We start from the raw sequence: 20158 nt of genomic DNA, 5'->3' as shown, positions 1-20158 counted from the left end.
CACATTTAATTAGTAAGGTATCATGAAGTTCTGGATTTAACAAAAAATTTATAGTTAATCCTATAAATTAAAATACATATTTAATATTATGAAATTAGCTAAAAAATCCGCTCCGAATAAATTAACACTGGAAAAAGAAGCCCAAAAAAAATCTTTTACTGTGGTAGCCATAGGTGCCTCGGCAGGGGGACTCGAAGCTTTTAGCATTTTATTAAAAAATTTACCAGCTGATACCGGTATGGCATATATTTATGTGCAACACCTAAGCCCTGACCATAAAAGTTTACTGACTTCAATTTTATCCAAGATAACTAAAATGAAAGTGCAGGAAATTGATAACATGGAAAAAATGGAACCAAATAATATTTATGTAATTCCACCAAATAAAGTAATTGAAGTAGTTAACGGACATATTCAATTGCTTCCCCGCATTAAAAAAAACATTCCTAATCTCACCATTGATGTTCTCTTTTCCTCACTGGCTGAAACACATAAAGAAAATGTTATTGGCATAGTGCTTTCCGGTTATGCCAGTGACGGTATGATTGGACTCAAAGCCATTAAAGATGCTGGAGGAATCACTTTTGCACAAGATGATACTGCTCAAGCCAGTAGTATGCCTAAATCCGCTATTTCTTCAGGAGTTGTGGACTATATTTTATCACCAGAAGAAATTGCCGCCGAATTAGTTCGTCTCAGCAAAAATGGTTTTCCTAGAAATGATGGTAAAGAAAAAGAAAAAAAGAAAGAAGTTGTTATTGAAAATAATAACTTCGATATAAATTCCATTTTTGAACTTTTACTCAAAGAGACCGGCGTGGATTTTAGCCACTATAAAATGCCTACCATTAAAAGGCGAATTAACCATAAAATGCAGCAATATGGAATAACAACAATACAGGAATATGTAAAGCTTTTGCTCAAAAAGAATAACGAAATTGAAATTCTTTACACAGACTTGTTAATTAATGTAACCAGTTTTTTTAGGGAAACAGAAACCTTTAAATTTCTAAAAACTGATCTCTTAACAAAGCTTTTAAATAGTAAATCCACAGACGAAACAATGCGAATATGGGTTCCAGCCTGCTCTACAGGACAGGAAGCCTATTCTATTGCAATGATTATAGCCGAACTGCAGGATAATAAACCAAACAAAATACCGGTCCAAATTTTTGCAACTGACCTTAGCGAACGGGCAATCAATGATGCCCGCAAAGGAGAATATTCCCAAAGTGATTTGGAGTCTCTTCCCAAAAAGTATTTGTCCCGTTTTTTTACTAAAGAGGGAGAGAATTATCGCATTGTTAAAGAACTTCGTGAAATGTGCATATTTGCACCTCACAATATTTTACGTGACCCGCCTTTTTCGCGTATGGATTTTGTTAGTTGTTGTAATCTTCTTATTTATTTCGATTCAGCTGCCCAGAAAAAAGTTTTTGCATCCCTACATTTTGCATTGAATGATGGAGGATATTTAATGCTTGGCAAAGCAGAAAGTATTGGGACGTCATCACAACTTTTCACTTTAATAAATAATAAATTTAAAATCTATTCCCGAAAAAATAATTTGGGAGTGAGAAAGATACTTGAATTAACACCTCGTTTTACACGTACAAATATGTCAAGTAAAAAAACAAATACTCCTTCTAAAAACATAAGTTTAAATCAAGAAAGTATTGAAAACGCTATTGATTCAACGCTTCTTTCCAGTTATATGCCTGCTTGTGCAGTAGTCAACAAAGACATGGAAATCCTCCAGTTTAGAGGTCCGGTATCCTCTTATCTAGAGCATGCATCCGGCAAAGCCAGCCTTAATATTTTAAAAATGGCCCGGCCAGAATTTGCTTTTGAACTTCGTAATGCTATTACTAAAGCAATCGAAACAAAGCGATGTGTATACAAATCGGGTATTGAAATAAAAATCGAATCTGTTTTACGATTAATGTCTTTTGAAGTTTGCCCCTTGAAAATTGAGTGGGAAGAACCACTACTCCTTATTGTTTTTAAACCTCAGGAACAAATCGAAAAACTTATTGAATCTGATTCAGATAAAAAAAATACACTTAAAGACTTAAAAATAAAAAAACTAACTGAGGAGCTGAATATTACGCGCACAGAGATGATTGCTATCATTGAAACGCAAGAAACTATTTATGAGGAATTGCAGGCCGCAAATGAGGAGATTGTTTCCTCAAATGAAGAATTCCAAACATTGAATGAAGAGCTTGAGACCTCAAAAGAAGAAATTGAAGCCACTAATGAAGAGCTTATTTCTACTAACCAGGAATTACAAATGCGCCATGATTTGTTAACAGAATCACATGAATATTCAGAAGCAATTATTGCTACTATTCATGAGCCAATGCTTATTCTGAATAAAAATTTTCATGTAATATCAGCTAATAAATCCTTTTATAAAAAGTTTCTGGTTGATAAAGAGGAAACCGAAGGAAAATTATTATTTGATTTAGGAAATAAACAATGGAATATTCCAAAACTCGGTCAGGTACTAAATGAAATAATTTCCAAAAATAATAGTTTCGAAAATTTTGAAGTTACCCACACTTTTTCTGGAATTGGAGAAAAAATAATGTTGCTTAACGCTCATTTAATTATTCAAAAAACAAATAAAGAACAATTAATTCTTCTTGCGATTGAAGACATAACAGATCGTTCTCGTTATTATCTTAAAGAAAAATATTCTCTTAGTCTTATTGAAGCAAGTCTTGATCCCTTGACAACAATAAGTAATGAAGGAAAAATCACGGATATGAATCAGGCAACTGTGATTATTACAGGGATATCCCGTCAAAAATTAAAAGGTTCTGATTTCTTTGGGTATTTTACGGAACCAGAAAAAGCCCGTGCTGTTTATCAGGAAGTATTTGCCAAAGGCTTCATTACCAATTCACCGCTCAAATTGCGTCACAAAAGCGGTAGATTGACTGATGTATTATTAAATGGATCAGTTTACAAAGATGATAATGGAAATGTGTTGGGTGTGGTTATTGTTGCCAGAGATATAACGGATCAGAAAAGAATTGAATCCGAATTAATAGAAGCAAAAGTATTTGCGGAGTTGGCTGCTTTAATAGCGGAAGAAGCAAAAAGTAAAGCAGAAGAAGCCACACGAATTGCTGAAGATGCGATGAAAGCAAAACAACAATTTTTGTCAAATATGAGTCATGAAATCCGGACTCCTATGAATGCAATTATTGGATTTACCAAAGTGATCTTAAAAACTGATTTATCAGATAAACAAAAAGAATATTTAAATGCAATTAAATTGAGTGGTGATACGTTAATTGCATTGATTAATGACATACTCGATTTAGCCAAAGTGGATGCCGGCAAAATGACTTTTGAAAAAAAACCATTCAAAATGGCCGTGTCTATAGCTTCAATGCTTCAATTATTTGAAACAAAAATTCAAGAAAAAAATTTAAAATTAGTCACAAATTATGACAATAAAATACCTGATGTTCTTGTGGGAGACTCTATTAGGTTACACCAGATTATTTTGAATTTAGTAAGTAATGCAGTAAAATTTACTTCTGAAGGCAAAATTGCGATTAATACCCATTTATTATTTGAAGATGAAGATAAAGTAATTATCGAATTTTCAATTACAGACAGCGGAATTGGTATTCCAGAGGACAATATCGATTTAATATTTGAAAATTTTCAACAGGCTCCTAATGGGGCTTCCAGTCTTTATGGAGGAACAGGTTTAGGACTGGCCATTGTCAAGCAATTAGTAACATCCCAAGGAGGAAGTATTCGTGTTAAAAGTAAAATTAATGAAGGCTCTACTTTTAGTTTTACTTTGCCTTTTCAGAAAACAAAAAACCCTGCTGAGTTAGAAACTAATTTAAACGAATTACACATGTCTCAAAAAAACATAAAAGTATTAGTTGTAGAAGATATGGCACTTAATCAACTATTGATGAAAACAATATTAGATGATTTTGGATTTGAGCGTGATATTGCTGAAAATGGAAAAATTGCTATCGAAATGCTACAAACCAAATCCTATGATATCATTTTAATGGACTTGCAAATGCCCGTAATGAATGGATTTGAAGCCACAAAATACATTCGTGACACAATGAATTCAAAAATTCCAATTATTGCCTTAACTGCTGATGTCACAACAGTTGATTTGGAAAAATGTAAAGCTGTGAAAATTAATGATTATATAGCTAAACCCATTGATGAAAAATTATTATTCAATAAAATTGTTGAGTTAACTAAAAAAGCATACTAAAAATGGTGTCTGACGAATATAACAGACCTAAATTTATAAAAATTCCAGCCTATAAATCTTCATATTAACAGCCTGTTAATACTACTTTCGATTATAAATAATACATTTTTTTTAAACAAAAGGTTAATGCTATAACTTTTGTCAGTAATCTTATAACATATTTAAAGATCAAGAGTTCATCTTTGTTTAGTGATAAATAAGTCACTATTTAAACAAACAAAGTTATGAAATTTAAAAATGCATTACCTACTCTAGCCTTACTACTTGTAGTTTTTATGTCTAGTTGCAATAACGAAATGGATGAGGATTTAACCACTAATATGTCTGCAATTGGAAAATCAGATAGTTCAGCTTCTGATATATATGCAGTTAATGAAACTTATAATATAGAGCCAAAAATTGGTTCACTGACTGGAGTAAATCTTGGTATAGCAGGAGATTTTGCGATTCTATCAAAAACAGGAATTACAGATGTGTACAAATCAACTATTACAGGTGATATTGGTTCAAGCCCAATAAGTGGTGCTGCCGTACTAGTTACATGTACAGAAGTAGTAGGAACAATATACACAGTTGATGCCGCAGGTCCTCTTCCATGTAGTGTAACTAACGCTACAAGATTAACAACAGCGATTGGTGATATGCAAACCGCATATACTGACGCAGCTGGAAGAACTAATCCTGATTTTCTGAATTTAGGTGCTGGAAATATTGGTGGAAAAACGCTTACACCAGGTTTATACAAATGGACCAGTGCGCTAAATATTCCAACTGATATAACTATTTCCGGTAGTCCAACTGATGTTTTTATTTTTCAAATAGCTGGGACGCTTAAATTGAGTTCTGCTGTTAGAATGACATTAACAGGAGGAGTACAAGCCAAAAATATTTTCTGGGTAGTTTCAGATGCAGTTACCTGCGGAACCACAAGTCATTTTGAAGGAAACATATTAGGAATGACAGGTATTAATTTACAAACTGAAGCAACGATAAACGGAAGGCTGTTAGCACAAACAGCAGTAACCCTTCAAATGAATGCCGTGACACAACCACAATAGATCAAAAAAAATAATTTTCAAAGAGGCTGTTCGTGAGGACAGCTTTTTTTATTTCAGGACGGGACAAAATGTCATTACAAAGACCAGAGGTTTACAGTACTAAAATACTTTTAAAAACACATAACTACCTTAAAATAAATTACTTACTTTCATATTGTTAAATTATTTCGTAAATTTATTCTTCTAAGGAATTAAATATAATTGCAGCGCTTTATTTTATTTTTGAGAGTGATTCCGATGCAGAGCATTTATTAAATAATATTTTCAACAATTATAACGCATAAAACTTTCCAATAAATAATAATCATTCTTAACAATTTAAAAATAAATAAAATGGACAAGGAAAAATCAATTGACGTGTTAAACACACTCATCGAAATCAACAATGATAGAATTGAAGGGTACGAAACCGCTTCAGAAGAGACGGAAGAACAAGATTTAAAAACTTTGTTCTCTCAATTAATGAAAACTAGTCAAAAATGTAAAATGGAACTTGTTAATGAAGTTCGGGAATTGGGAGGAAAACCAGTTGAAGGAACCAGAACAACCGGCAAGTTTTTTAGAGTTTGGATGGATGTCAAAGCCGCATTAACCGGTAAGGACCGTAAAGCAATACTCAGTTCATGTGAGTTTGGTGAGGATGTTGCTGTTTCTACGTATACTAAAATATTAAAAAATGATATTGAAGACATAACTCCCGAACAACAAGACCTGTTAAAAGCACAATACACATTAATAAAAGCTGACCATGATAAAGTAAAAGACTTACGAGATATGTCTTCCTAGCATTAATAAATTTTGTGAAATAGGGTTAAATAGTGACATGAGATGAGTTTTTCTCTTACCACTATTACCTTCCCTTTATAATTAATAATATCATTTGATATAATAACATTAGCCTCCTCTTATTAAATGTATGTATGCTTCAACTGATTTTGATAATAATGCAACATTCACCAGAACCAACCTGCTTCTTGTCTTGCAAGGAAAAATGTGAAAGATTTAGTTAAAACCAAATTATCCACTGCAATTAAATGCCGTGAATAATGCAACTTATTTTTAAAATTATGTAATGCTTTCCGGAACTAATTGAAATACTTTTACTTAACTTCTAAATCATTTTTTTATGTCAATATTCATCGTATTACTTATACTAATTATTGTAGGCTTTCTTCTTTGGCTTGTCAATACTTATGTTCCTATGGATGGTACAATCAAAAAAATATTTAACATTGTTGTTGTGATTGTTGTGATAATTTGGCTTCTCAAGGTTTTTGGGCTTTTCAATGACTTGATGGGAATACATGTATAAAAATCATGTAGCATTATTCAAATATTGTTTCTGAAATCGAATAGCCTTCAAAACAATAATCCTTACTAAAAATTAAATTAATATTAATAAATCTTTAAAAACTAAAAAATTATGAATCTTAAAAGAATCTTTGGGGCATTACTTACTGCCCTCGGAATTGGTGGACTTATTTATACAGCTGTATTATTTTCTAGTACATCAGGTGAAATGAGAGACGTTAAATCCCTAATTATTTACGGTGTACTTGGTATTATTTTCTTCGTTTCTGGAATTAGTTTAGTTCGTACAACAAAAGACGAATCATAAATTTCTACCTATCTTGTTCTATATAATGCAAAAACGCATTTGAGTAGACCTTCATAAAAATTTCCAAATGTAATTTTAAGAAGAACTCCTCCCTAACTCATGTAAAGCAGTATACTTCTATCTTTATGGGTTTTGTGCTAAATAAATCTCTCTGAATTTTTTTTAAATTCAGAGAGAAATTATCAAATATTTGATTCTTTGTCAAATTCGATTACTGAAAATTCATTTATTCCTGCCTTCTATTTATTGAAGTTTTACTAAAAAAACATCAATACAAAAAACGTAAATCATATAACTCTTTATAGAAATTATATAATACATTTTACGAAAATTATCATCAACTTAGTGTTCTGAATATTAGGCAAATGAAAAAAATAATCAACATACCGAAAGTAAACATAGTTACCCTTAAAAGGAAAGAAAGAAATAATTTTCCGGGATATCCTGTTTATCCACTTATTGAAAATATTTATAATAAAAGCCAAAACAGATTGATATTAATTCAGAAAATGTTTCAAAATAAAAGGGGCTAATTGATAGAAAGAACTAAAGAGAATAAAATATAAAATTATATTATGAAAATAGCCATATTCAGTACTAAACCCTATGATCGCAAATATCTTGATAAGTTTAATATTGAAAGCAAACACGAACTAATCTATTTTGAAGCTCCTTTAAATGCTGACACTGCAAATTTGGCTATAGGATTTGAAGGCGTTTGTATATTTGTAAATGACAAAATAGATAAAAAAGCTATCGATAAATTATCGGAGATTGGAATTAAACTTATTGATTTACGTTGCGCAGGTTTTAACAATGTAGACGTTGAGGCTGCTGCAAAAGAGAATATTAAAATACTGAGAGTTCCTGCTTATTCTCCACAAGCCGTTGCAGAACATGCAGTAGCATTAATTTTGACTTTGAACAGAAAAACGCATAAAGCCTATAATAGAGTTAGAGAGAGTAATTTTTCTTTGGAAAATCTTACCGGATTTAATCTTTATGGAAAAACGGTAGGTGTAATTGGAACAGGAAAAATAGGTGCCGCTTTTTGCCAAATAATGTTAGGTTTTGGATGTAAAGTAATCGCTTATGATGTTAAGGAATCTGAGAAATTAATAGCAAAAGGGGTTGAATATAAAACATTGGATGAACTATTTAAAAACTCTGATATAATCTCCCTCCACTGCCCTCTTAATATAAATACAAAACATCTTTTTAACCGTACGGCATTTTCTAAAATAAAAAAAGGAGCTATGCTTATTAATACCAGCAGAGGGGCTTTGATTAATACATCGGATGCAATTGAAGCATTAAAAAATGAACAACTAGGCTATTTAGGAATTGACGTTTATGAACAGGAAGAAAATCTATTTTTTAAAGATTTGTCTGAAAGTATTATTAAAGATGATTTAATAGAACGATTAATGGCTTTTCATAATGTTTTGATTACGCCACATCAAGGTTTTTTTACTAATGAAGCATTAAACCAAATTGCCCTAACGACTTTGAAAAATTTCACCGATTTTGAAAATGGATTACCATTAGAAAATGAGGTTAAGTTTTAACTCAAAAATTTAAAAAATAATAGTATGAAAAAGCTCATTTTTATTACAATTTTAGCAGGATTTACATTGTTTTTAAATGCTTGTTCAGCAGGGTATGTTTCTGAACAACCTTCTTACATAGAAGTGAATAGAGCACCACGACCAAGCAGTGATTATATTTGGATTGATGGTGGCTGGGTATGGAGAAGTAATAGCCGAACCTATCAACAAAGAGACGGTTATTGGACAACACAAAATACCGGACGTGGCCATAAAAAAGGTCATTGGCAAAAATCGCAACGTGGATATCGTTGGAAAGAAAGTAGAAGATAGAATAACTCTTTAATTTAAAAGAGGTTGTTTAAAAAAAGAATTTGACCACAAATCAATAATGCAATGGAATAAGTTTGTAGCGGTTTTTACTAAAAATCAGAATAATATAAACTTTACTAATGACAGCGATTTATTTGTGATAAAAAAACAAATTCTTTTTTTACAACCTTTTTTTATGCAAATATGTGAAAGTTACAAGTCATACCTTAAATTGTGTAAGAGATTAAAAAGTATTAAACCTCAACTTTACACTATTAGAATTATACTAATCAATTAAATAGAAACTGATGAAAAGTACAGCCACCAAAACCAATAAAAAAGTAAAGTTGCAAGAAGGTAAAGGAAATTCAGAAAATACTATATCAGAAACAAAACGAGGTTGTCGCAATATTTTTGTAGAGGAATTAAAAGAAATTTACTTTTCTGAAAAAGCACTAATGATCTCCATTCCTATAATGATTAAAAATGCAGCTACAGATGAATTAGTAGATGCCCTCAAAGTACATTTACAATTTACACAAGAACATATACAACGCTTAGAATTTTTCTTTACTTCGATTGGCGAAGCGGATATTATGCTAAAATACGAAGCGATGTATGGATTAATTACACCAGAAAAATAAATTATTCTAAATAACAAAAAACATGCCTCTCAAAACCACTAACAAAGGAAAAGAAGTAGAATTGGGAATAGTCTGGTAGAATCAACAATCCTAAAATTTTGTTGGATAACATTTTTCTGGTTTGCCAGATTGGCGTAACGGCATCAAGAACATAGGGGTTTTCCAATCTTCCGCCTATGACCAACGAAGTGGTACACGAGCTTGATAACCGTTAATCAGAACATAAAAAAATAATGTTATCTAACTTAATTTTTTGAGACAATTTTATTATTGAATACTTAAGGGATCTCGCTTAAAATAATTTTACTAACCAGAGGTATGCTGGGGCAAGGCTTCATCGTTAGTAATTACCAAGCGAGTTTCCTGAAAGTATTTAAAAAATACTTATACAAATAGGTAACAGAATACACTACATTAAAATTTAGAGAACCGATTGAGCTTAGTTTGACTGATTCATAAAAGCATTACTTAGATTATTTTCAAAATAAAAACATTTTAAAAACATTTCCAAAGAAGGCTTATTTAAACTGTAATATGCTTATTTAATGGATAATATAACATTTTCGGAAGTTTTTTCAATACGTAAGTCGTTAAATATAATTATCTTTATAATAGCAATTTAAGAACAACAAACATGAAAACATACGAACTATTTATACCCAAAAAAGTTGGTTCCCTAACATTGAAAAATCGAATTGTTATGGCACCCATGACAAGATGCAGAGCGATTGACAATATTCCTAATGAGCTGATGTCCGAATATTATAATCAACGTTCCAGCGCTGGATTAATCATAACCGAAGGCACCTCACCATCCCCTAATGGCCTTGGATATGCCCGAATCCCTGGAATATTTAGTGAGCTTCAAGTAGCAGGGTGGAAAAAAACAACAACGGCAGTTCATAAAAACGGAGGAAGAATATTTGTCCAATTAATGCACTCCGGAAGAATTAGTCATCCGCTTAATATGCATAAAGATTCTCATATCCTTGCCCCTTCCCAAGTAAAAGCAGCTGGACAAATGTGGACTGACTTAAAAGGATTACAGGACTTTATTGTTCCAAAAGAAATGACACCTCAAGAAATTTTACATGCCAGAACAGAATATGTAGCTGCTTCCGAAAATGCGTTATTTGCAGGATTTGATGGTGTCGAATTACATTCGGCTAATGGTTATTTATTAGAAGAATTCCTTTCGCCCGTAAGCAACATCCGAACCGATAATTATGGTGGAAGTATTGAAAATAGATGTCGTTTTGTGATCGAAGTAGTAGCCTCCGTTGCCGATGCTATTGGAAAAGAAAAAATCGGTATTCGTTTATCCCCTTATGGAGTGGCTAGTGATATGCCTCATTATCCTGAAATCGATGCTACTTACGATTACTTATCAAAAGAGCTCAATAAACTGGACATCGCGTACATTCACCTTGTAGATCATTCCGCTATGGGAGCGCCCCCAGTTCCTTTGGAAATTAAAAAATTGATACGTCATAATTTCAAAAACACCTTAATTCTTTGTGGTGGCTATGACAAGGAAAGTGCTGAAGCGGAAATCGAAAGCGGACTTACGGACCTCATCGCTTTTGGTCGCCCATTTATTAATAATCCTGATCTAGTGGAACGATTCAAAAACAATTGGCCTTTATCACAAGACCTCGATATGGATTTATTTTATACTGCTGATGAGAAAGGATATACTGATTATCCGGTTTATAAAGGTTAATTAAAAATAGGCTTGTCTTTTAAAACAATCTTTTAGAAATTCATTTAAATCAAAGTTAAAATGAAAGATATATCCCAATTATTAGCTTTATTAGGTGATGAAAAAGACTCCTTGTTGAATCATGTCTGTAAAACTATTTCGAAAGATCAAATTCATTTGCCTAATCCATCTCATATAGATAGTGTTTTTTTGCAAAGTAATCGAAATGAACAAACGATTCGAAGTTTGACACAGTTATACGATCACGGACGGCTTTATGGCACAGGCTATATTTCTATTTTACCTGTTGACCAAGGCATTGAGCATACTGCAGGAAGTTCATTTTCTCCAAATCCTATTTATTTTGATCCGGAAAATATCGTAAAATTAGCCCTAGAAGCGGGTTGTAATGCAGTCGCTTCTACAATGGGCGGACTGGCAATGTTATCCCGAAAATATGCCCATAAAATTCCGTTTGTTGTAAAACTCAATCACAACGAACTGATGACCTATCCTAATAAATATGATCAAATTATGTTCGGGAGTGTCCGAGACGCTTGGAATATGGGAGCAGTCGCTGTAGGCGCAACCGTTTACTTTGGCTCAGCCGAATCAGACAGGCAAATTATAGAAATAGCAAAAGCTTTTGAAGAAGCACATAATTTAGGCATGGTGACTATTCTTTGGTGTTATTCCAGAAATGATGGCTTTATAAAAGATGGTATCGATTACAATACGGCTGCTGATATTACCGGTCAAGCCAATTATTTAGGGGTTTCAATTCAAGCGGATGTTATTAAACAAAAATTACCAACGCTAAACGGGGGTTTTACTTCGATAAAATTTGCCAAAACAAATCCTAACATGTACACTAAATTAGCTAGCGATCATCCCATCGATTTATGCCGCTATCAGGTACTGAATTGTTATTCAGGACGTATTAGCATGATAAACTCCGGTGGAGAATCAAAAGGCGATACGGATTTGGCGGAAGCCATAAAAACTGCCGTGATAAACAAACGTGCCGGTGGAGCCGGAATGATTATGGGGAGAAAAGCTTTCCAGCGTCCCTTTAGGGAAGGCGTAAATCTCATACACGCCGTACAGGAAATTTACCTCGCAAAAGAAGTTTCAATAGCTTAATGCTCCATATTTATATCCTTTCGATTATTGCCAAAATTATAAAGCCCGGTAATAATCTAGGATGATTATATTTAAAAATATCCCTATTTAAAGATAAAAAAATTGTAAAATATAAATCAAAATTAAATTAAACAATTAATTATCAATTAAATACAAATACAAAGTGTGAATGATGTAACTTATTTTTTTAATTTTATAATACTTGTCGGTAGAAATAAAATGAACTTTGTAAAATAAAATTCTTTTTAATTGTCCCCCACTGCTTTGATGATTATAAACATAGAATTTTTGATTGAAATCACTAAAAAAGTATACTAATTTAAATAAAATTAAAAAACATGAAACCACAAATTGGAATTACAGAAGATCATTTAAAAAAAAGTATTGCGATTCTTTCTTCAATATTAGCAAATGAAATGACACTATATATCAAATTAAGAAAGTTTCATTGGAACGTATCAGGCGAAAGTTTCATGGAACTTCATAAATTATTTGAAGGTCAATACAAACAATTAGAAGAGTCAATCGATGAAATTGCGGAACGTGTCAGCAAATTAGGGGGAAAAACTATTGGAACAATGAAAGAGTTTTCAGATTTAACGATACTTAAAGAATCTCCACATCAATATCCTGCCCAAAAAGACATGCTAAAGGAATTATTACAAGATCATGAAACGGTTATTGTTCATCTACGAAAAGATATTGACCTAAGTGCTCAAGAAAATAAAGACGCAGGAACTGCTGATTTCCTAACTGGTTTAATGGAACTACACGAAACAATGTCCTGGACTTTAAGGAGATATTTAGACTAACTTAAATTAAAAAATTAACCCAAAAACAAAATGGAAAAATCAGAAAACGAAGTTTACTTAGCCTCAAATAGTTATTGTAAAGTTGGAAAAATAACTTCCAGAAAACATATTAAAGACGATAAATTAATCCCAGAAACCGACTGTAAAACAGAAAATATTAAAAGATCTGATGCAGTTTTAGATAAAAAAATGCTATAATTATTTACTTAATTCAAATTCTATTTTTTTTTGAATCTATAAAATTAGGACTATTAAAAAACCTTCTTATTAACTTCTCTCCCAGAGCGGTTAATAGAAAATTAGTTTTTTAATAGTCCTTTTTTTGAAATAAAAACACAGTAATCAAAATGTGGGAATGATGCAACTTATTAATAAAGTTCTATAACATTAAAGGATTCCATCTTAGCCACCTTTGCATTAATTAATATAAAAGATAAATTAAAATGAAAAAAATCCTACTACTTTGTACATGCTTAGCATTTACAATAGCCTCAAAAGCACAAACTGAAGACAAAAAATGGAACATTGGTCTTCATAGTGGTATCACACAATATCAAGGGGATCTTGGTAATAATTTTTACAAAACTGATAAAGCATTTTATGGTTTCGGAGGTTTATCTGTATCGCGATACTTAGGTCGTTATTTTGATTTAAATTTTCTGGCTTCAAAAGGAACAATTGGTTACAATAGTCCTTCAGGAAGTTTCAAGAGTGATTTCAATTCGGTAGCATTAAATTTAAGATTTAATATGACTGGACCAGAATCTATAGTAAGACCTTATGCATTTGTAGGAGTTGGTGCTATGTTGTTTGACAAAGATTTAAACTTTGACCAAGATAGAATTGATTACGCTTTACCTACTGCAGGTGGTGGATTAAATTTCAGATTGAGTCCAGGAATCATGCTTAATTTACAAGAAACCTTCAGTTTTTCAAATAAAGACAGAAGAGATGGTGTTATCGCAGGTAAAAAAGATGCTTACTTATCACACATGGCTGGTTTGACTTTCAATCTTGGAGACAAAAAAGATGCTGATAACGATGGTGTTTCGGATCGTAATGATACTTGCCCGGGAACTCCAGCAGGTGTTTCAGTAGATACAAATGGATGTCCTTTAGATAAAGACAAAGATGGTGTTGCTGATTATTTAGATACATGTCCAGATGTTGCGGGAACGGTTGCTTTAAACGGTTGCCCAGATTCTGATAATGATGGTGTAGCTGACATTAATGATAAATGTCCAGATACTAAAATGGGAACTAAAGTTGATGCAACGGGTTGTCCAATGGATAATGATAAAGATGGAGTAACAAATGATTTAGACCGTTGTCCAGATGTTGCGGGTCCATTGAGTTTAAATGGTTGTCCTGATTCTGATGGTGATGGTGTAGCTGATATGGATGATCGTTGTCCTACCGTTAAAGGAACTATCGAAAATAAAGGATGTCCTGAAATCACAAAACAAGATGTACAAAGAATTACCTATTTAGGTAGTAAAATTTTCTTCGAAAATAATAGTGAAAAATTAAAAGTTGCTTCTTTAGTACAATTGGACGAATTGGTAACCTTAATTAATAAATATCAAGCTTCTAACTTGGTTATCGAAGGACATGCAGATAGCAATGGTGGTGATGCATTCAATTTAGAATTATCTCAAAAACGTACGGAATCTGTTAAAAATTATTTGATGGAAAAAGGTATTGCAGCCTCTAGATTGACAGCAATAGGGTACGGTGAAAGCAAACCAATCGCTAGTAACAAAACTGCTTTAGGCCGTGCAAAAAACAGAAGAGTAGAGTTGAAAATGAACTACTAAAGACAATAAGATTAGGTTGGATTTTTTTGGTTAGGTAAGGGCTGTTGGTGACAACAGCCCTTTTTTTGTGGTCAATAATTAAAGTTAGCTATTTGCGCAACAAATAGAACCTTAGTATTTAAAACTGTGAATAGTATAAATAATTTAAAAATTTATATAACACATTTAAAGGATAAGAAACTGACCTTTATATCCTTAGTGAATCATATGTATTACTCAAAAACATTGTTTTACTAAAGAATTATTAAATAATTTTTTCACACCATTTGTCATGATAGCAGTTAAAAAAGAAGGCATTATAATTCAAAAAACAGTACTCGATTTTGAAAATGAAGGAGTCTTAAATCCTGCATCAATAAAAGAAGGAAATAATGTACATCTCTTTTATAGGGCGGTAAGCAATGGTAATTACTCTAGTATTGGCTATAGTAAATTAGATGGTCCGCTTAGGGTTGAAAATCGAAGCGATACACCCATTCTTATTTCTGAATTTGATTATGAATCTCATGGCGTTGAAGATCCGCGCATTGTAAAAATCGATGATTTATATTATCTTACCTATACCGCTTATGATGGCATAAATGCTTTAGGTGCTCTTGCTTTATCTAAAGATTTAATCGAATGGGAAAAACAAGGCATAATCGTGGCACAAATAACCTATCAGGAATTTGTTAAACTTTCTGAATCTGATGACCCAAAAAGTGAAAAATACTTTCGTTATAATCGACAGAAAGGCGTTCGTAAAAAAGATGGCGGAAAAGTACTCCTTTGGGATAAAAATTTAATTTTCTTTCCACGAAGAATTAATGGAATGCTCTATTTTTTGCATCGAATAAAGCCCGATATCCAAATCGTTGTTGCAGTAAATGAATTAGTGGAACTCACTCCTGAATTCTGGGAAAATTATTTTATTGGTTTTGAAGAGACTATTGTTTTAGCACCACAATATGACCATGAATCAAGTTATACCGGAGGAGGCTGCCCTCCTATTGAAACGGAATTTGGTTGGCTATTAATCTATCATGGTGTAGAGGATACCATAAAAGGCTATGTTTATTCCGCCTGTGCATCGTTACTTGACTTACATGATCCCCAGAAAGAAATTGCACGATTGCCCTATCCCTTATTTAAACCTGAACTAAGTTGGGAATTAAAAGGAGAAGTGAATAATGTATGCTTCCCATCCGGTACTGCCTTATTTGGAGATACGCTGTACATCTATTATGGTGCCGCAGACGAGCGTGTAGGCTGTGCCTCACTTAATCAATCAGAATTACTTAAAGAATTAATGCTAAACACAATAGATCATGATTAATAAAATCAACGTTAAACGAAAAAATATACAATCTGTACGTGTTCCAAAAAACATGTATAGAAATAAGTTAAATAATTTACTATATACAGACACCAAAAATGAGTTGCCTGAAATCTTATTCATCACAACATATCCTCCAAGAGAATGTGGTATTGCAACGTATTCCCAGGATTTGATTAAAGCATTGCATAATAAATTTAAAAATTCTTTTAAAATAAAAATTTGTCCTTTAGAATCCAATAATGAGCAACATGCTTATAATGATGCTATAAAATACATTCTCAATACAGATCATCCGAATGCTTTTATCAATTTGGCAGATCAAATTAATACGAATATCAATTTACAAATGGTGTTGATACAGCATGAATTTGGATTATTTAAAAACAATGAAGCTGATTTAAAACAGTTTATAAAAATACTAGAAAAACCTGTTATCATTGTTTTCCATACCGTACTACCCAGACCCAATCCATCATTAAAAGCAAATGTTCAAGAAATAGCACTAGAAACGCATTCTATTATTGTAATGACTAATTCAGCTGCGGAGCTATTAGTTAGAGATTATGGTGTAGCAATAGATAAAATCACAATAATTCAGCACGGAACCCATTTAGTTCCTCATTCTGATAAAGAGGAATTGAAAATCAAATACCAATTAGAAGGAAAAAAAATACTTTCGACTTTTGGATTATTAAGCTCTGGAAAAAGCATTGAAACTACTTTAGAAGCATTGCCCGAAATAGTAAAAAAGAACAAAGATGTGCTCTTTTTAATTATTGGTAAAACTCATCCGTCTGTGGTAAAACAAGATGGCGAAAAATACCGTTTAATGCTTCAAGCTAAGATTGAAGACTTACAACTTCAGGAGCATGTACAATTTATAAATCATTTTTTGCCTTTACCCGATCTTTTAGAATATTTACAACTAACTGATATCTATCTTTTTACTTCCAAAGACCCAAATCAAGCAGTAAGCGGAACTTTTTCGTATGCTATTAGTTGCGGTTGCCCAATTATTTCAACCCCTATTCCCCATGCCTGTGAAGTATTGAAGAATGATGTGGGAATTATTATTGATTTTGACAATCCCAAACAATTGGCTGAAAAAACAAATAGGTTATTGCTGGATGAGCAGTTAAGAAAAAATATGGGCTCAAACGGATTGCATAGAATAGCTCCTACAGCTTGGGAAAATGCGGCAATTGCTCATGCCCTATTATTTGAAAAAATTGGAGAAGAAAACTTTCGCTTGCATTATAAACTTCCAAAAGTCAATCTTGATCATATAAAAAAACTAACCACTTCTTTTGGAATGATTCAATTTTCTAATATTAATCAACCGGATATTGATTCGGGATATACTTTAGATGACAATGCCAGAGCTATGGTAGCCCTATGCCAACAATATGAATTAACAAAAGAAAAAGAAGATTTAAAATACATTCAGATCTATTTCAATTTTATAAAATATTGTTTGCAAAGAGACGGATACTTTCTGAATTATGTCGATGAAGAGCACCATTTTACGGCACAAAATAATACTACAAACCTTGAAGATTCAAATGGAAGAGCGATTTGGGCTTTAGGCTATCTAAATTCAATTAGTGCTATTCTTCCCGAAGAGTTAGCAAAAGATGCCGATGTTACCATGCAAAATGCCTTGTTAAAAGTGCTCGAAATTCATTCCACGCGAGCTATGGCGTTTATAATCAAAGGGCTGTATTATTATAATATAAAAAGAGTTTCAGAACAAAACATTTCTACAATTAAAAAACTAGCTAACAGGCTAGTACAAATGTATAAACACGAAGCAGAGAAGAAATGGAACTGGTTTGAAAGTTATCTTACTTATGGTAACAGTATTTTGCCAGAGGCGATGCTTTGTGCCTGGTTAGCTACAGGAAAATTAATTTATAAGGAAATTGCAAAGACATCTTTTGATTTTCTCCTTTCTAAAATTTTCATAGAAAATAAGATTCGGGTAATTTCTAATAAAGGATGGCTTGACAAAGAAAATCAATTGGCTCCAAGTCCTATAGGCGGCGAACAACCTATTGATGTGGCGTATACTATTCTTGCTTTAAGCAAATTTGGTACTGTTTTTAAAAATGAACAATACCTAGAAAAAATGGAAACTGCATTTAGTTGGTTTTTAGGAAACAATCATTTGCACCAGATTATTTACAATCCTTGTACCGGCGGATGTTATGATGGATTAGAAGAGGATTATATCAATCTAAATCAAGGTGCGGAGTCAACAGTAAGCTATTTGATGGCACGATTAACATTAGAAGAATCTTTAAAAAAAGAAGAAAAAAATATTCCTATACACATTGGAAATCCAAATAAGTTAACAAAATTTCCTTCATTAAAAATGAATATTGCCCATTAATAAAATTTACAAACATGTAAATTTTATAATTTTAACCTAAAGTTTTGTAATGCTTTTTAGCAATAGATTACTGAAATTTAGCATATTGTAATTATTGATTATAATTAGCTGCTAAACAACACAATATCTATTATCTAAAAATCATTATGGGAACAACAAAAAAATTAGGCATTTGGATGGATCATTCCATTGCTCATTTAATGGAATTTACATCAAAGCATTTTGAAATAGAGACTATTGAATCAAAGTTTACAAATCAGGATAAAAATAAAAGTTTAGCTAAAAGCGACAGCCTGATGCATAATAAACAGAAGCAACAACTTTCTGATTATTACAAAAAAATAGGTGAAGCGATAAAAAATTACAAACGTGTAATTCTCTTTGGTCCTACCAATGCAAAAGTGGAGTTATTTGATATTTTGAGTGAAGATGAGCGCTTTTTAAAAATTAAATTCGAAATTAAAAATACCGATAAAATGTCCGAAAATCAGCAACATGAGTTTGTAAAAGAATATTTTTCAAGAGCCTGATTTCATTTTCACAAAATCACTTTTAAACATAACTAATTTTAAATAATACAAAATGCAAACAAGAACCATAGGAATAATTATGACCGTAATAGGAATAATTATGCTGTTATATAATAGTTTCAATTATGTAATTACAGAAAAGGTGGTTGACATAGGTCAAATCCAAATAAATAAAGAAGTAAATCATCCATTGGAATGGTCACCTATCGTAGGCGTTGTACTCGCTGTAGTTGGCGTTGTCTTGATTATCCGAAAAAACAAGTAATTAGACTAAAATACCCGTGAATAATATAATTTCTTTATAAAGTTATGTAACACTTTTTGTTTTCTATCTTCTGACCTTTACTTAGTTTTAATTAGAATAGATAAAATTGACAATCAACAATTTAAAATTAAAAAAATGAATATAGATAAATCAATTGAAGTGTTAAATACACTAATCGAAATTAATAACGATAGAATCGAAAGTTATAAAACTGCTTCAAGAGCGACAGAAAAACACGGATTAAAAAACTTATTTTTTGAATTTCAACAAACCAGTCAAAAGTGCAAATCAGAACTGATAAAGGAAATTAAAAAATTAGGAGGAATTCCAAAAGAAGCAATTAAAATTAATGCTGTTTTCTTTAAATATTGGATTGATCTAAAGGCTACATTTATTTGTAAAGACAGTAACGACATAATTAATTCATGTAAGTCTAATGAACATAGAGCAGAACAATATTATAATAATGTATTAATCCATAAACTTGAAAACCTGAATTTTGAGCAACAGATTATGTTAAGAAAGCACTCTCTTTTAATCAATTTAGACAACAATAAAGTACGGGTTTTGAGCGCTATTTTATTAGAAAACAAACATTTGAATTAAATAGTATTTAAATTAGGCACTAATTTTCTTTGAAAATACAATGCTATAAATAAGAAAAAACATCTGTTGTTTTTTTAGTATAAAAAATTCTTTCCAGGACTCAATGCGAATAAAAAATATTGGTTAT

General features: G+C 31.9%; 18 protein-coding genes. All 18 read left to right on the top strand.

Annotated features, from left to right (window positions below; genetic code table 11):
• Positions 1-88 precede the first annotated feature (88 nt).
• The 18 genes from ACM55K_RS09045 (at position 89) to ACM55K_RS08960 (ending at position 20031) form a co-directional block, all read left to right on the top strand.
• The gene (locus ACM55K_RS09045) at positions 89-4267 is read left to right on the top strand and encodes a CheR family methyltransferase (protein ID WP_416849915.1); all 4179 of its coding nucleotides are present in this window, start codon (positions 89-91) and stop codon (positions 4265-4267) included.
• A gap of 224 nt (positions 4268-4491) precedes the next feature.
• Positions 4492-5325, top strand: coding sequence for an ice-binding protein (locus tag ACM55K_RS09040; protein ID WP_416849914.1), 834 nt, complete (start codon positions 4492-4494; stop codon positions 5323-5325).
• A gap of 333 nt (positions 5326-5658) precedes the next feature.
• On the top strand, positions 5659-6111 hold the full coding sequence (locus ACM55K_RS09035) for a ferritin-like domain-containing protein (RefSeq protein ID WP_416849913.1): 453 nt from the start codon (positions 5659-5661) through the stop codon (positions 6109-6111).
• Between the two features lie 340 nt (positions 6112-6451).
• Positions 6452-6637 carry a Thivi_2564 family membrane protein gene (locus ACM55K_RS09030; protein WP_416849912.1) on the top strand — a complete coding sequence of 62 codons (186 nt, stop codon included), beginning with the start codon at positions 6452-6454 and terminating at the stop codon, positions 6635-6637.
• Positions 6638-6748: 111 nt separating this feature from the next.
• A complete protein-coding gene (locus tag ACM55K_RS09025) occupies positions 6749-6943 on the top strand; it encodes a hypothetical protein (protein ID WP_416843371.1) in 195 nt (64 codons plus the stop codon).
• 575 nt (positions 6944-7518) lie between these two features.
• A complete protein-coding gene (locus ACM55K_RS09020; protein ID WP_416849911.1) occupies positions 7519-8511 on the top strand; it encodes a 2-hydroxyacid dehydrogenase in 993 nt (330 codons plus the stop codon).
• A 24-nt stretch (positions 8512-8535) separates the two neighbouring features.
• Complete coding sequence (locus tag ACM55K_RS09015) at positions 8536-8823, top strand: hypothetical protein (protein ID WP_416849910.1); 288 nt, start codon at positions 8536-8538, stop codon at positions 8821-8823.
• Positions 8824-9110: 287 nt separating this feature from the next.
• Entirely contained in the window at positions 9111-9446 is a 336-nt protein-coding gene (locus tag ACM55K_RS09010) for a DUF892 family protein (RefSeq protein WP_416849909.1), read from the top strand.
• 634 nt (positions 9447-10080) lie between these two features.
• Positions 10081-11169 (top strand): alkene reductase, encoded by a 1089-nt coding sequence (locus tag ACM55K_RS09005; protein WP_416849908.1) that lies wholly within the window; start codon positions 10081-10083, stop codon positions 11167-11169.
• 60 nt (positions 11170-11229) lie between these two features.
• Positions 11230-12291 (top strand): class I fructose-bisphosphate aldolase, encoded by a 1062-nt coding sequence (locus tag ACM55K_RS09000; protein ID WP_416849907.1) that lies wholly within the window; start codon positions 11230-11232, stop codon positions 12289-12291.
• Between the two features lie 338 nt (positions 12292-12629).
• On the top strand, positions 12630-13103 hold the full coding sequence (locus ACM55K_RS08995; RefSeq protein ID WP_416849906.1) for a Dps family protein: 474 nt from the start codon (positions 12630-12632) through the stop codon (positions 13101-13103).
• 30 nt (positions 13104-13133) lie between these two features.
• The gene (locus tag ACM55K_RS08990; protein WP_416849905.1) at positions 13134-13301 is read left to right on the top strand and encodes a hypothetical protein; all 168 of its coding nucleotides are present in this window, start codon (positions 13134-13136) and stop codon (positions 13299-13301) included.
• A gap of 245 nt (positions 13302-13546) precedes the next feature.
• Positions 13547-14920, top strand: coding sequence for an OmpA family protein (locus ACM55K_RS08985; RefSeq protein ID WP_416849904.1), 1374 nt, complete (start codon positions 13547-13549; stop codon positions 14918-14920).
• 271 nt (positions 14921-15191) lie between these two features.
• Positions 15192-16235 carry a glycoside hydrolase family 130 protein gene (locus tag ACM55K_RS08980; RefSeq protein ID WP_416849903.1) on the top strand — a complete coding sequence of 348 codons (1044 nt, stop codon included), beginning with the start codon at positions 15192-15194 and terminating at the stop codon, positions 16233-16235.
• Complete coding sequence (locus tag ACM55K_RS08975) at positions 16228-18630, top strand: glycosyltransferase (RefSeq protein ID WP_416849902.1); 2403 nt, start codon at positions 16228-16230, stop codon at positions 18628-18630. The genes ACM55K_RS08980 and ACM55K_RS08975 overlap by 8 nt, the downstream gene beginning before the upstream one ends.
• Positions 18631-18776: 146 nt before the next feature.
• Positions 18777-19160, top strand: a complete 384-nt coding sequence (locus ACM55K_RS08970; protein WP_416849901.1) for a hypothetical protein — start codon at positions 18777-18779, stop codon at positions 19158-19160.
• Positions 19161-19212: 52 nt separating this feature from the next.
• Positions 19213-19425, top strand: a complete 213-nt coding sequence (locus ACM55K_RS08965; RefSeq protein ID WP_416849900.1) for a hypothetical protein — start codon at positions 19213-19215, stop codon at positions 19423-19425.
• Between the two features lie 135 nt (positions 19426-19560).
• Positions 19561-20031, top strand: coding sequence for a PA2169 family four-helix-bundle protein (locus ACM55K_RS08960; protein ID WP_416849899.1), 471 nt, complete (start codon positions 19561-19563; stop codon positions 20029-20031).
• The last annotated feature ends 127 nt before the right edge of the window (positions 20032-20158 follow it).

This window comes from Flavobacterium arabinosi, assembly GCF_048158725.1.
Taxonomy (GTDB): domain Bacteria; phylum Bacteroidota; class Bacteroidia; order Flavobacteriales; family Flavobacteriaceae; genus Flavobacterium; species Flavobacterium arabinosi.
This window is presented reverse-complemented; position numbering and strand designations above follow the sequence as displayed.